General features: G+C 61.3%; 10 protein-coding genes. All 10 read right to left on the bottom strand.

Features of this window, described 5'->3' with window-relative positions; all coding sequences use genetic code 11:
* Positions 1-33: 33 nt before the first annotated feature.
* The 10 genes from gcvT to arcD all read right to left on the bottom strand — a co-directional run bounded on the left by gcvT (position 34) and on the right by arcD (position 13,339).
* Complete coding sequence (gene gcvT, locus KZH41_RS24805; RefSeq protein ID WP_263273899.1) at positions 34-1,158, bottom strand: glycine cleavage system aminomethyltransferase GcvT; 1,125 nt, start codon at positions 1,156-1,158, stop codon at positions 34-36.
* Between the two features lie 39 nt (positions 1,159-1,197).
* The gene (locus KZH41_RS24800) at positions 1,198-2,574 is read right to left on the bottom strand and encodes an L-serine ammonia-lyase (RefSeq protein ID WP_263273898.1); all 1,377 of its coding nucleotides are present in this window, start codon (positions 2,572-2,574) and stop codon (positions 1,198-1,200) included.
* Between the two features lie 188 nt (positions 2,575-2,762).
* A complete protein-coding gene (gene gcvP, locus KZH41_RS24795) occupies positions 2,763-5,600 on the bottom strand; it encodes an aminomethyl-transferring glycine dehydrogenase (RefSeq protein WP_242152253.1) in 2,838 nt (945 codons plus the stop codon).
* Between the two features lie 10 nt (positions 5,601-5,610).
* Positions 5,611-5,994 (bottom strand): glycine cleavage system protein GcvH, encoded by a 384-nt coding sequence (gene gcvH, locus KZH41_RS24790; RefSeq protein WP_005790845.1) that lies wholly within the window; start codon positions 5,992-5,994, stop codon positions 5,611-5,613.
* 350 nt (positions 5,995-6,344) lie between these two features.
* Positions 6,345-7,853: a sigma-54-dependent transcriptional regulator gene (locus tag KZH41_RS24785; RefSeq protein ID WP_094950805.1), complete on the bottom strand. Its 1,509-nt coding sequence runs from the start codon at positions 7,851-7,853 to the stop codon at positions 6,345-6,347.
* Positions 7,854-8,041: 188 nt separating this feature from the next.
* A complete protein-coding gene (locus KZH41_RS24780) occupies positions 8,042-8,404 on the bottom strand; it encodes a DUF5064 family protein (RefSeq protein ID WP_094950806.1) in 363 nt (120 codons plus the stop codon).
* Between the two features lie 18 nt (positions 8,405-8,422).
* Positions 8,423-9,352 (bottom strand): carbamate kinase, encoded by a 930-nt coding sequence (arcC, locus tag KZH41_RS24775; protein WP_094950807.1) that lies wholly within the window; start codon positions 9,350-9,352, stop codon positions 8,423-8,425.
* A 182-nt stretch (positions 9,353-9,534) separates the two neighbouring features.
* Positions 9,535-10,545 carry an ornithine carbamoyltransferase gene (locus tag KZH41_RS24770; RefSeq protein ID WP_094950808.1) on the bottom strand — a complete coding sequence of 337 codons (1,011 nt, stop codon included), beginning with the start codon at positions 10,543-10,545 and terminating at the stop codon, positions 9,535-9,537.
* 69 nt (positions 10,546-10,614) lie between these two features.
* The gene (gene arcA, locus KZH41_RS24765) at positions 10,615-11,871 is read right to left on the bottom strand and encodes an arginine deiminase (RefSeq protein WP_263273897.1); all 1,257 of its coding nucleotides are present in this window, start codon (positions 11,869-11,871) and stop codon (positions 10,615-10,617) included.
* 40 nt (positions 11,872-11,911) lie between these two features.
* Positions 11,912-13,339, bottom strand: a complete 1,428-nt coding sequence (arcD, locus tag KZH41_RS24760) for an arginine-ornithine antiporter (protein ID WP_094950810.1) — start codon at positions 13,337-13,339, stop codon at positions 11,912-11,914.
* Between the last annotated feature and the right edge of the window lie 93 nt (positions 13,340-13,432).

Here is a 13,432-nt window from a genome sequence, read left to right as displayed (position 1 = left end):
TAACGCAACCGCGTTACTTATAGAAACAGTCAATCAGCCACGGTAGTAACGTTGTGGCACGAATGGCATTTTACTTACACGCAGTGGCACCTTTTTCCCACGTACCAACGCAGACACTTCGGTATCCAAGGCGATGAATGCGCTGTCCAAGTAACCCATGGTCAGCGGGCCGCCCAAGGTCGGGCCAAAGCCGCCGCTGCACACGCTGCCGATCACGGTGCCGTGCTCATCGACGATTTCTGCGCCTTCGCGCACCGGGGTACGTTCCTGTGGCAGCAGGCCGACACGCTTACGGCTTACACCGGCTTGTTGCTGGGTGAAGATCCGGTCGGCGCCGGGGAAGCCACCGGCACGTGCGCCGTCGGCACGCCGGGCCTTGGAGATCGCCCACAGCAGGCCGGCTTCAATCGGTGTGGTGTCGGTGTTCATGTCATGGCCGTACAGGCACAGGCCGGCTTCCAGGCGCAGCGAGTCACGCGCGCCCAGGCCGATGGCCTGCACTTCGGTCTCGGCCAGCAGGCTACGCGCCAGCGCTTCTGCGTTGCTGGAAGGTACGGAGATTTCAAAACCGTCTTCACCCGTGTAGCCGGAGCGGCTGACGTAGCAGTCCACGCCCAGCAGGCGCAGGGTGGCGAACTGCATAAAGGTCATCTTGGTCACTTCCGGTGCCAGGCGCGCCAGTACCTTCACCGCCGCCGGGCCTTGCAGGGCCAGCAGGGCGCGTTCTTCGAACAGCGGTTCGATGCTGCACTGCTCGCCAATGTGTTTGCGCAGGTGCGCCAGGTCCTGGTCCTTACAGGCGGCGTTGACCACCAGGAACAGCTCGTCGTTACCCAGGTTGGCCACCATCAGGTCGTCAAGAATGCCACCTTGGTCATTGGTGAACATTGCGTAGCGCTGCATGCCGACCGGCAGGTCGATAATGTCGACGGGCACCAGGGTTTCCAGGGCTTTGGCGGCATTCGGGCCGGTCAGGCGGATCTGGCCCATGTGCGACACGTCGAACAACCCGGCGTGTTCACGGGTGTGCAGGTGTTCCTTCATCACGCCCAGCGGGTATTGCACCGGCATGTCGTAGCCGGCGAAGGGCACCATGCGCGCGCCCAGCTCAAGGTGCAGCGCATGCAGTGGGGTTTTCAACAGGGTTTCGGTGGACATATTCAGCTCCTGAAAAACGTGCGGACGCGTGTGTAAGCGTCAGCACTCGATAATGTTGACCGCCAAACCGCCACGGGCGGTTTCCTTGTATTTGCTTTTCATGTCGGCGCCGGTCTGGCGCATGGTGCGGATGACCTTGTCGAGGGAGACAAAGTGCTGCCCATCGCCGCGCAAGGCCATGCGTACTGCATTGATCGCCTTGACCGAGCCCATCGCATTGCGCTCGATGCACGGCACTTGTACCAAGCCGCCAATCGGGTCGCAGGTCAGGCCGAGGTTGTGTTCCATACCGATCTCGGCGGCGTTTTCCACTTGGGACACGCTGCCACCCAACACTTCACACAGTGCACCTGCGGCCATCGAACAGGCCACGCCGACCTCGCCCTGGCAGCCGACTTCGGCACCGGAGATCGAGGCGTTTTCCTTGTACAAAATCCCGATGGCGGCGGCGGTGAGCAGAAAGCGCACCACGCCGTCTTCGTTCGCGCCCGGAATAAAGCGCATGTAGTAATGCAACACCGCCGGCACAATCCCGGCCGCGCCGTTGGTGGGAGCCGTGACCACACGCCCGCCGTTGGCGTTTTCTTCGTTGACCGCCAGCGCATACAGGTTGACCCAATCGAGCACCGACAACGGGTCGCGTAGCGCCGATTCGGGGTTCTTGCACAGCTGGCGATGCAGCGCGGCGGCGCGGCGCTTGACCTTCAAACCACCGGGCAGAATCCCTTCGTTGCGGCAGCCGGCGTCTACGCAGTCTTGCATCACCTGCCAGATTTTCAGCAAACCGGCACGGGTTTCCGCTTCCGGGCGCCAGGCGCTTTCATTGGTCAGCATCACCTGGCTGATCGACAGCCCATAGGTGGCGCAATGGCCAAGCAAGTCCTTGGCGTGCTTGAAGGGAAAGGTCAGGGGCGTGGTGTCTTCGACAATCCGGTCAGCGCCGGCGGCGTCTTCATCCACCACAAAACCGCCGCCGACCGAGTAGTACTCGCGGCTGCGAACCTGGATGCCGGCGGCGTCAAACGCACGAAAGATCATGCCGTTAGGATGGTAGGCGAGGGGTTTGCGAATCATCGCCAGGTGTTCTTTCTCGTTGAACGCAATGCTGTGTTCACCGAGCAGGTTCAAGCGACCGTCGCTGCGCATCTGCGCCAGGCGTGCAGCCACGGTTTCAGTGTTCACGGTGTCCGGGTGTTCGCCTTCCAGGCCGAGCAACACGGCCTTGTCGCTGCCGTGGCCTTTGCCAGTGGCGCCCAGCGAGCCATAGAGTTCCACCTTGATGCCGGTGGTGGCGCTCAGCAGGTTGTCGCGCTTAAGGCCTTCGACAAATCGGGCGGCGGCGCGCATCGGGCCAACGGTGTGGGAGCTGGAGGGGCCGATGCCAATCTTGAACAGGTCGAACACGCTAAGGGACATGGTTGTTCTCCGGTTTCTTATTATTTTTCAGGCGTACTCGGTCAAATGGTGGAGGAGGACTGTGTGGGCGCCGGGCTTGCCCGCGATGCAGGCACCTCGGTCTATCAGGTAGACCGAGGTGATGCTATCGCAGGCAAGCCAGCTCCCACACAAGCCAGCTTCTGCATTAAATCGGGTACAACCTCAGGTTACGCGTAGCTCTCGATCGACGGGCACGCACACACCAAATTGCGATCGCCAAACACGTTGTCGACCCGGCCAACCGGCGGCCAGTACTTGCCTTCGATCAACGACGCAACCGGGTACACCGCTTGTTCACGGCTGTACGGGTGGCTCCATTCACCGACGATTTCAGCAGCCGTGTGCGGCGCGTTTTTCAGTGGGTTGTCGTCCTTGTCCAACGTGCCGTTTTCCACCGCGCGGATCTCTTCGCGGATGGCAATCATCGCGTCACAGAAGCGGTCCAGTTCTTCCTTGGATTCGCTTTCGGTCGGCTCGATCATCAAGGTGCCCGCCACCGGGAACGACATGGTCGGCGCGTGGAAGCCGAAGTCGATCAGGCGCTTGGCCACGTCGTCGACGCTGATGCCGCTGCTGTCTTTCAAGGGACGCAGGTCGAGGATGCATTCGTGCGCCACCAGGCCATTGCTGCCGGTGTAGAGCACTGGGTAATGCTCTTCGAGGCGACGGGAAATGTAGTTGGCATTCAGGATCGCCAGTTGGGACGCGCGCTTGAGGCCCGCGCCGCCCATCATGCTGATGTACATCCAGGTGATCGGCAGGATGCTCGCGCTGCCGAATGGCGCCGCGCACACCGCGCCTTCCTTGCGTTCCATGGCCGCGTGGCCGGGCAGGAACGGCGTGAGGTGGGATTTGACGCCAATTGGGCCAACGCCGGGGCCGCCACCGCCGTGCGGGATGCAGAAGGTCTTGTGCAGGTTCAGGTGGGACACGTCGCCACCGAACTTGCCCGGTGCGCACAGGCCGACCATCGCGTTCATGTTGGCGCCGTCGATGTACACCTGGCCGCCGTTGTCGTGAATGATGCCGCAGATTTCGCGGATGCCTTCTTCGAACACGCCGTGGGTGGACGGGTAGGTGATCATCAGCGCGGCGAGGTGTTCGCGGTGCTCGATGGCCTTGGCGCGCAGGTCTTCGATGTCGACGTTGCCACGTGCATCGCAGGCGGTGACCACCACGCGCATACCGGCCATGTTGGCGGTAGCAGGGTTAGTACCGTGGGCCGACGATGGGATCAGGCAGATGTCGCGACGCTCTTCGCCACGGCTCTGGTGATAGGCGCGGATGGCGAGCAGGCCTGCGTATTCACCCTGGGAACCGGCGTTAGGTTGCAGCGAGATGGCGTCATAGCCGGTGGCCGCGCAGAGCATGGCTTCCAGCTCGGAAGTCAGCTGCAGGTAGCCGGCGCTTTGTGCGGCCGGGGCGAACGGGTGCAGGGCACCGAACTCAGCCCAGGTCACCGGGATCATTTCGCTGGCGGCGTTGAGCTTCATGGTGCACGAGCCCAGCGGGATCATGGTGCGGTCCAGCGCCAGGTCCTTGTCGGCCAGCTTGCGCAGGTAGCGCATCAGCTCGGTTTCGGAGTGGTAACGGTTGAACACCGGGTGGCTGAGGATCGGCGACTGGCGCAGCAGCGCGGCGGGCAGGGTGCTTTCGGTGTTGGTGAAAGCGGGCAGTGCCTTGCCGTCGGCGAAGATCGACCACAGGGCTTCGATGTCGGCTTGGCTGGTGGTTTCGTCGACCGACAGGCCCAGACGCTCAGCATCGACCACACGCAGGTTGATGCGCTGTGCGTGCGCCTTGTCGTGCAGGGCAGCGGTGTTGGCGCCCGTGTTGAGGGTCAGGGTGTCGAAGAAGTGTGCCTGCTCGACCTTCAAGCCCAAGGCGGTCAAGCCCTTGGCCAGGATCGCGGTCAGCTGGTGAATGCGTTGGGCAATCTGGGTCAGGCCTTTGGGGCCGTGATACACGGCGTACATGCTGGCGATGTTGGCCAGCAGCACTTGGGCGGTGCAGATGTTACTGGTGGCCTTCTCGCGACGGATATGTTGCTCGCGGGTTTGCATGGCCAGGCGCAGGGCCGGCTTGCCGAAACGGTCGACAGACACACCGACCAGACGGCCCGGCATGTCGCGCTTGAACGCATCCTTGGTAGAGAAGTACGCCGCGTGCGGGCCACCAAAGCCCAGCGGCACGCCAAAGCGTTGCGCGCTGCCGATGGCCACGTCGGCGCCGAACTCACCCGGTGGGGTAAGCAGGGTCAGGGCCAGCAGGTCGGCGGCGACCGCGACCAAGGCGTTGGCGGCGTGGAAGCGCTCGGTCAGTGCGCGGTAATCAAACACGTCACCGTTGCTGGCCGGGTATTGCAGCAGGGCGCCGAAGAACGCGCTGACGTCGGTCAGTTCACGCTCGTCGCCCACGACCACGTCGATACCCAGCGGCTCGGCACGGGTGCGCAGCACGTCGAGGGTTTGCGGGTGGCTGTGGATCGAGGCGAAGAAGGCGTTGCTGCTCTTGTTCTTGCTCAGGCGCTTACAGAAGGTCATGGCTTCGGCAGCGGCGGTGGCTTCGTCGAGCAGCGAGGCGTTGGCGATCGGCAGGCCGGTGAGGTCGCTGATCAGGGTCTGGAAATTCAGCAGCGCTTCCAGGCGGCCTTGGGAAATCTCTGGCTGATACGGCGTGTAAGCGGTGTACCAGGCCGGGTTTTCCAGCAGGTTGCGCAGGATCGGCGACGGCGTGTGGCAGTTGTAGTAACCCTGGCCGATGTAGGTCTTGAACAGTTGGTTCTTGCCGGCGATGGCCTTGATCTTGGCCAGGGCCTCGGCTTCGCTCAGGCCGTCTTCCAGGCCGAGCACGCTGGTGCCCTTGATGCTTTCCGGGATCACGCTGGCGCTCAAGGCTTCCAGGGAGTCAAAGCCCAGGCTGGTGAGCATTTTTTGCTCATCTTCCTGGCGCGGGCCGATATGACGGGCGATGAATTCGTTAGCGGTGCTGAGATTGATAGTCATGGCGCGCTCCTCAGGCTTCGGCGTTGGCTTTGATCAGGCGGTCGTACGCATCCTGATCCAACAGCTTAGCCACTGCATCGGCATCGGCGGGTTTAAAGCGGAAGAACCAACCTTCGCCCATCGGGTCTTCGTTGACCAGTTCCGGGCTGCCATCGAGTTTGTCGTTGACTTCGAGGACTTCGCCGTCCAGCGGCATGTACACGCCGCTCGCAGCCTTGACCGATTCCACGGTGGAGGCTTCGGCGCCCTTGTCGTAGGCCTGCAACTCCGGCAGTTGCACGAAAACCACATCACCCAGCGCGTTCTGCGCGAAAGCGGTGATACCCACGGTGACGCTGCCATCGGCTTCGGCGCGCAGCCATTCGTGATCTTCAGTGAAACGCAACTCGCTCATGGAAACTCCTCAGGGCCAGATTCGTCTGGTGGACGGGATTGGAATAATGAGGAGTTACTTAGCAATATCGCGGCCAATGTCATTAAGTTGTTGTAAATCAACAAGTTAATAAAATTGGTTATGGCGTTAGACGTTTTGGCTGTAGCGATTTCGCTACAGTCGGGCTTGTGAAAAAAAGCCTATGTGGATCAAAGCCTTGCATGGCGCGCAAAAAACAGGGTTGTAGCGATATCGTTACGCTGTAGCGCTTTCAGTACAGCCGATGTCGTTCTCAGACCCAATTTTGTGTGGAATGCGATCACTGTGGGAGCAGGCGAGCCAGCTCTCACATTTGGACCGCGTTTATTCAGTCAGGGCTTGCTGGGAATGCCGTACTTGCGCAGGCGATGGGCGATGGCTGTGTGCGAGGTCTGCAAGCGGCTGGCCAGTTGGCGGGTCGAGGGGTAACTGGCGTAGAGCTTCTCCAGCAGGCTGCGCTCGAAGTCTTCCACCGCCTGTTCCAGGCTGTCGACTTCGCCGTCGCTCTGGCGCGCCACCGAGGTGCCGGCGATGTCCAGGTCGCCGATGTCCACCAAACTGCTTTCGCAAATGGCGGCGGCGCGGAAGATCACGTTTTGCAGTTGCCGAACGTTGCCCGGCCAGCGGTTGCCCAGCAGCGCCGGGTAAGTGCCGGGCGCCAGGCGGCACACCGGGCGCTGGATCTGCGCGCAGGCCTGCTGCATGAAGTAGCGGGCGAGCAGCAGGATGTCTTGGCCGCGCTCACGCAGCGGCGGTACTTCGACGTTGAGCACGTTGAGGCGGTAGAACAGGTCTTCGCGAAACGTGCCCTCGCTGACCATCTTTTCCAGGTCGCGGTGGGTGGCGCTGAGGATGCGCACATTGACCTTCACTTCACGGTCGCCGCCCACCCGGCGGAAGCTGCCATCGTTGAGAAAACGCAGCAGCTTGGCCTGCAAATACGGTGACATCTCGCCGATTTCATCAAGAAAAACGGTGCCCTGGTTGGCCAACTCCATCAGCCCCGGCTTACCGCCGCGCTGCGCACCGGTAAAGGCGCCGGGGGCGTAACCGAACAGTTCACTCTCGGCGAGGTTTTCCGGCAACGCTGCGCAGTTCAAGGCCAAAAACGGCGCACTGTGGCGCGCGCTGATGGCGTGGCAGGCACGCGCCACCAGCTCTTTGCCGGTGCCGGTTTCGCCCTGGATCAATAACGGTGCATCCAGTGCGGCGACGCGCTGCGCACGGGCCTTGAGGGTGCGAATCGCTGGGGACTCGCCCAACAACGCATCAAACCCTTCGGCATGGTCATGGTGCAGTGCCGACAGCTGTTCGCCGATGCGGTTGGGCGGGTACAGGGTCAGCAGGGCGCCGGCGTCGGTGATTGGTGTGGCGTCCAGCAACAGGGTCTGGCCGTTCACACTGATTTCGCGCAGGGGCAGGCGAAAGCCGTGTTCCAGCAAGGTGCCCAGCAGCGCGGGATCGTTGAACAGTTCGCTGATGCTTTCCCCGGCCGGCTCGCGGCCGTACAGGGCGATCAGCGCCGGGTTGGCCAGCAGGATCTTGCCGGCGCTGTCCAGGGCCAGCACCGGGTCGGTCATGGCCGCCAGCAAGGCGTCGAGCTGCAAGTGACGGCGCTGGCCGGGGAGGATGTCGACCACGGTGACCGCCTGTACGCCGTGCACGCTGAACAGCGCGTCGCGCAGCTCTTCGAGCACCTCGGCGCTCAGTGTCGGGGCGTCGATGTAGACGTTGGGCGGCACCATCTCCACCGCATCCAGGTTGAGATTGCGCCCACCGAGCAAGGCCAGGACTTCCTGGGTAATGCCGACGCGGTCGATAAAGCTGACGTGGATACGCATGGGGCAGCTGACAATTCTGGGGAGCTTGAGGCGGCAAGTATGCCTGACAGGTGATAGAGATCAAAAATGTGGGCAGGCTGGCTTGCCTGCGATGGCGAACGATCAGTCAATATTTGCGGCGACTGATCCACCGCTATCGCAGGCAAGCCAGCCCCCACAGTTGATCTGTTTTGGCTGTGGGAGCGGGGTTATTCCAGGTGTTCGGGCTTGACCGGATCTCCCGACTTCACATCCAACTGATGCCGTACATCCTCAAACATCAGGTCGTACTGCTTGTGCATCTGCCCGTTAAGCGTCGCAATCTTCGGCATCCCATACTTCTGAGCGCGGTTCATCGCGTGCCGGGCGAAATCAAATGCCTGGTCCTTGGGCAGGAAGAACTCTTCCTTAAGGTCCTTGCCTTGCACCGATCCGTGCAGTTTGAAGAGCATTCCCTTGCCTTCCTTTGGATCCTGGATGACCTCGTAGTCGATGCACAGGTTGTAGCTGTAGTCATCCTTGTTGAGCGCGTGACGTTCGACGTGCAAGTGACCGGGTTCAAAGGTGGCCATAGGCGTTTCTCCTCTACTTCACAGGTAGGTGATGCCAGGTTTTGCCGTGCTGATGCGCGTGCCGGCGCTGCCCTGGACGATGGCTTCGATGTCCGAGAGTGAACCGATGACGGCAGTTTTGCCAGTCTGGCGGGCGAACTCGCAGGCGGCTTGCACCTTCGGGCCCATGGAGCCGGCGGCGAAGCCGAGTTTTTCCATTTCGTCGGGGTGGGCCTGGCCGATGGCCTTTTGGGTCGGCTTGCCGAAGTCGATAAACGCAGCGTTGACGTCGGTGGCGATCACCAGCAAGTCGGCGTCCAGTTGCGCGGCCAGCAGCGATGAACACAGGTCCTTGTCGATCACCGCTTCAATGCCGCGCAGCTTGCCGTCTTCGCCATACAGGGTTGGAATCCCGCCGCCACCGGCGCAGATAACAATGGCGCTTTTTTCCAGCAGCCACTTGATCGGGCGAATTTCAAAGATGCGTTTCGGGCGTGGGCTGGCAACCACGCGGCGGTATTTATCGCCGTCCGGGGCGATGGCCCAGCCTTTTTCGGCGGCGAGTTTTTCGGCTTCGGCTTTGGAATACACCGGGCCGATGGGCTTGGTCGGGTTCTGGAAGGCCGGGTCCTTGGGGTCCACTTCTACCTGGGTCAGCAAGGTCGCGAACGGCACTTCGAAGTCCAGCAGGTTGCCCAGTTCCTGTTCGATGATGTAGCCGATCATGCCTTCGGTTTCGGCGCCCAGCACGTCAAGCGGGTAGGGCGACACGCTGGTGTAGGCCGCCGCCTGCAACGACAGCAGGCCGACTTGCGGGCCATTGCCGTGGGCGATCACCAGCTCGTTGCCGGGGTGGATCTTGGCGATCTGTTCGGTGGCGATTCGGATGTTGGTGCGTTGGTTGTCCGCAGTCATGGGTTCACCACGGCGGAGCAGGGCGTTACCGCCCAGTGCAACGACGATACGCATAATGCAATCCTTCTAGAATTTAGCTTTGTGACCACAGGACAAAATGTGGGAGCGGGCTTGTGTGGGAGCCGGGCTTGCCCGCGATGGCATCACCTCGGTACATCTGAACTACCTAGGCGTCTGCATCGCAGGCAAGCCAGCTCCCACATTGACCGTGTTCCAACAGTGGGAGCGGTGTTGAGTTAGATATCCGCGAGCGCCGACACCAGAATCGCCTTGATGGTATGCATGCGGTTTTCCGCCTGCTCAAACGCGATGTTGGCCGGCGACTCGAACACGTCCTCGGTCACTTCCACGCCATTGGCCAGGTTCGGATAACGCGCGGCGATGTCCTTGCCGACCTTGGTTTCGCTGTTATGAAACGCCGGCAGGCAGTGCATGAATTTCACTCGAGGGTTGCCCGAGGCTTTCATCATCTTGGCGTTGACCTGGTATGGCAGCAGTTGCTCGATTCGTTCGTCCCACGCTTCCACCGGCTCGCCCATCGACACCCAGATGTCGGTGTGGATGAAGTCCACGCCTTTCACCGCTTCTTTCGGGTCTTCGGTGATGGTGATGCGCGCGCCGCTTTCGATGGCAAACGCCTGGCACTGCTTGATGAAATCTTCATGCGGCCACAGCGCTTTTGGCGCGCCGATGCGCACGTCCATGCCCAGCTTGGCGCCGATCATCAACAGCGAGTTGCCCATGTTGTAGCGCGCGTCGCCCAGGTAGGCGTAGCTGATGTCGTGCAGCGGCTTGTCGCTGTGCTCGCGCATGGTCAGGGTGTCGGCGATCATTTGGGTTGGGTGGAATTCGGCGGTGAGGCCGTTGAACACCGGCACACCGGCGAACTTGGCCAGCTCTTCGACGATTTCCTGCTCAAAGCCACGGTATTCAATCGCATCGAACATGCGGCCGAGTACGCGGGCGGTGTCTTTCATGCTTTCTTTGTGGCCGATCTGCGACGACACCGGGTCGATGTAGGTGACGTGGGCGCCTTGGTCATGGGCCGCCACTTCGAACGCGCAACGGGTGCGGGTCGAGGTTTTTTCGAAGATCAGCGCGATGTTTTTGCCCTGCAGGTGCGGACGCTCGGTGCCGGTGTATTTGGCGCGCTTGAGGTCGCGGGACAGGTCCAGCAGGTAGTTCAGCTCGCGCGTGGTGTGGTGCATCAGCGAGAGCAGGCTGCGGTTGCGCATGTTAAAAGCCATGGTGGATCTCCTTCTGTTTAGGTTATCCCCTTGGCCGGCGCCTTGTGAGCGGCGGCCAAGGCCTGAAAGTTAGTAGTCGATTGGGTCGCGGATGATCGGGCAGGTCATGCAGTGGCCGCCGCCACGGCCGCGGCCGAGTTCACCGGCGCTGATGGTGATGACTTCCACACCGGCCTTGCGTAGCAAGGTGTTGGTGTAGGTGTTGCGGTCGTAGCCGATCACCACGCCTGGCTCCAGGGCGACCACGTTGTTGCCGTCGTCCCACTGCTCGCGTTCGGCGGCGAAGCTGTTGCCGCCGGTTTCGACGACACGCAGGGCCTTGAGGTTGAGTGCGGCGGCCACGGTTTCGAGGAAGTTGGTTTTCTCCCGTTGAATATCGATGCCGTGTGGCTTGCTTTCATCAGGGCGCAGAGTGAAGGGCACGATCTGGTTGACCACTTCGGGGAAGATGGTGACCAGGTCGCGGTCGCAGAAGCTGAACACGGTGTCCAGGTGCATCGCCGCGCGGGATTTCGGCAGGCCGGCAACGATCACGCGTTCCACGGCTTTGTTTTTGAACAGGTTACGCGCCAGTTGGCCAATGGCCTGGTGGGACGAGCGTTCACCCATGCCGATCAACACGACGCCATTGCCGATAGGCATCACGTCGCCGCCTTCCAGCGTGGCGGCATCGTGTTCCTGGTCGGGGTCGCCGTACCAGATCTGGAAGTCCGCGTTGGTGAACTCGGGGTGGAATTTGTAGATGGCCGAGGCCAGCAGGGTTTCCTGACGTCGCGCCGGCCAGTACATCGGGTTGAGCGTCACGCCGCCATAGATCCAGCAGGTGGTGTCGCGGGTGAACTGGGTGTTGGGCAGCGGCGGCAGAATGAAACTTGAGTGGCCGAGGAAGTCGCGGAACATCTCGATGGTTTTGCCACCGAAGCTGCTCGGCAGGTCATCGGCCGACACGCCACCAATCAGGTACTCGCTGATTTTGCGCGGTTCCAGGCTGCGCAACCAGGAGCCGACTTCATCGACCAGGCCCAGGCCCACCGTATTCGCGGTGATCTTGCGTTCCAGGATCCAGTCCAGGGCTTCGGGGATGGCGACGATATCGGTCAGCAGGTTGTGCATTTCCAGCACATCAATGTCCCGCTCGCGCATCTTGGTGACGAAGTCGAAATGGTCGCGCTTGGCCTGGGCCACCCACAGCACGTCATCGAACAGCAGTTCATCGCAGTTGTTGGGGGTCAGCCGCTGGTGGGCCAAACCTGGGGAGCACACCATGACTTTGCGCAGTTTGCCGGCTTCGGAATGTACGCCGTACTTCACTTTTTCCGTGGTCATTACAGATCCTCCAGTGAACAAAGCTTTCTTTAGATAAGAGCTACAGAGTCAAGAAGCCGTCGTAGAGGCCATAAGCAGCCACCAGGGCGCCAATGACGACGGCGGCGAAAATCAGCTTCTCGACGTTGGTGAAAATCGGTTTGCCCAGTTCATGCTTGGCCTTGGCGAACAGGATCACGCCGGGGGCGTAGAGCAGGGCGGAGAGCAGCAGGTATTTGGTGCCGCCGGCGTAGAGCAGCCAGACCGCATAGATCAACGCGATGGCGCCGATGAACAGGTCTTTCTTGCGTTCGCGCAGGGCGTTTTCGTAGGTCTCACCGCGCACCGCCAGCAGCAGGGCGTAAGCCGCCGACCACAGGTAAGGCACCAGGATCATCGAGGTGGCGAGGTAGATCAGCGACAGGTAAGTGCTGGCGGAGAACAGCGTAATCACCAGGAAAATCTGCACCATGGCGTTGGTCAGCCACAGGGCGTTGGCCGGCACATGGTTGGCGTTCTCGCGGCGCAAAAACTCCGGCATGGTGTGGTCTTTGGCAGCGGCGAACATGATCTCCGCACACAGCAACACCCACGACAGCAGTGCGCCGAGCAGCGAGATGATCAAGCCGACGCTGATCAACACCGCGCCCCAGTGGCCGACCACATGCTCAAGCACGGCCGCCATCGACGGGTTCTGCAGCTTGGCCAGTTCCGGCTGGGTCATGATCCCCAGGGACAATACGTTCACCAGCATCAGGAACAGCAGCACGGTGATAAAGCCGATCACGGTGGCCTTGCCCACGTCGCTGCGTTTTTCCGCACGGGAGGAGAAGATGCTCGCGCCTTCGATGCCGATGAACACCCACACGGTGACCAGCATCATGTTGCGCACCTGGTTCATCACACTGCCCAGGTCCGGGTTTTTCACGCCCCAGATGTCAGCAGTGAAGATATCCAGCTTGAACGCGAACAGCGCGATCAACACGAACAGCACCAGCGGCACGATCTTGGCGACGGTGGTCACCAGGTTGATGAACGCGGCTTCCTTGATCCCGCGCAGCACCAGAAAATGCACGGCCCACAGCAACACCGAGGCGCCAATCACTGCCGCCGGCGTGTTGCCTTCGCCAAAGATCGGAAAGAAGTAACCGAGGGTGCTGAACAGCAACACGAAGTAACCGACGTTGCCCAACCAGGCGCTGATCCAGTAGCCCCAGGCGGACGAGAAACCCATGTAGTCGCCGAAGCCGGCCTTGGCGTAGGCGTACACGCCGCCGTCGAGGTCAGGTTTGCGGTTGGCCAGGGTCTGGAACACGAAGGCGAGGGTCAGCATGCCGATGGCGGTAATCACCCAACCGATCAACACCGCACCCACGTCGGCGCTGGCGGCCATGTTTTGCGGCAGTGAGAAGATTCCGCCACCAATCATTGAGCCCACGACCAGTGCAACCAGTGCGCCTAATCGAAGTTTTCCGGGAGATTCAGACATTGCATGACTCCAATGCAGGAGAAGAGAGACCACAGAATAATTCCGTGCGCTGTTCGAACAGCTGACTTAGATCAGGTCATTGGCACATTCCAT

Source organism: Pseudomonas sp. YeP6b (assembly GCF_025642995.1).
Lineage (GTDB): Bacteria > Pseudomonadota > Gammaproteobacteria > Pseudomonadales > Pseudomonadaceae > Aquipseudomonas.
This window is presented reverse-complemented; position numbering and strand designations above follow the sequence as displayed.

What these genes read in the sequence shown, in the direction of transcription:
- gcvH (WP_005790845.1), bottom strand. Translation starts at nt 5,994, where the DNA reads ATGAGCGAGTTGCGTTTCACTGAAGATCACGAATGGCTGCGCGCCGAA.
- KZH41_RS24800 (WP_263273898.1), bottom strand. Translation starts at nt 2,574, where the DNA reads ATGTCCCTTAGCGTGTTCGACCTGTTCAAGATTGGCATCGGCCCCTCC.
- arcA (WP_263273897.1), bottom strand. Translation starts at nt 11,871, where the DNA reads ATGACCACGGAAAAAGTGAAGTACGGCGTACATTCCGAAGCCGGCAAA.
- arcD (WP_094950810.1), bottom strand. Translation starts at nt 13,339, where the DNA reads ATGTCTGAATCTCCCGGAAAACTTCGATTAGGCGCACTGGTTGCACTG.
- KZH41_RS24770 (WP_094950808.1), bottom strand. Translation starts at nt 10,545, where the DNA reads ATGGCTTTTAACATGCGCAACCGCAGCCTGCTCTCGCTGATGCACCAC.
- KZH41_RS24780 (WP_094950806.1), bottom strand. Translation starts at nt 8,404, where the DNA reads ATGGCCACCTTTGAACCCGGTCACTTGCACGTCGAACGTCACGCGCTC.
- KZH41_RS24785 (WP_094950805.1), bottom strand. Translation starts at nt 7,853, where the DNA reads ATGCGTATCCACGTCAGCTTTATCGACCGCGTCGGCATTACCCAGGAA.
- gcvP (WP_242152253.1), bottom strand. Translation starts at nt 5,600, where the DNA reads ATGACTATCAATCTCAGCACCGCTAACGAATTCATCGCCCGTCATATC.
- gcvT (WP_263273899.1), bottom strand. Translation starts at nt 1,158, where the DNA reads ATGTCCACCGAAACCCTGTTGAAAACCCCACTGCATGCGCTGCACCTT.
- arcC (WP_094950807.1), bottom strand. Translation starts at nt 9,352, where the DNA reads ATGCGTATCGTCGTTGCACTGGGCGGTAACGCCCTGCTCCGCCGTGGT.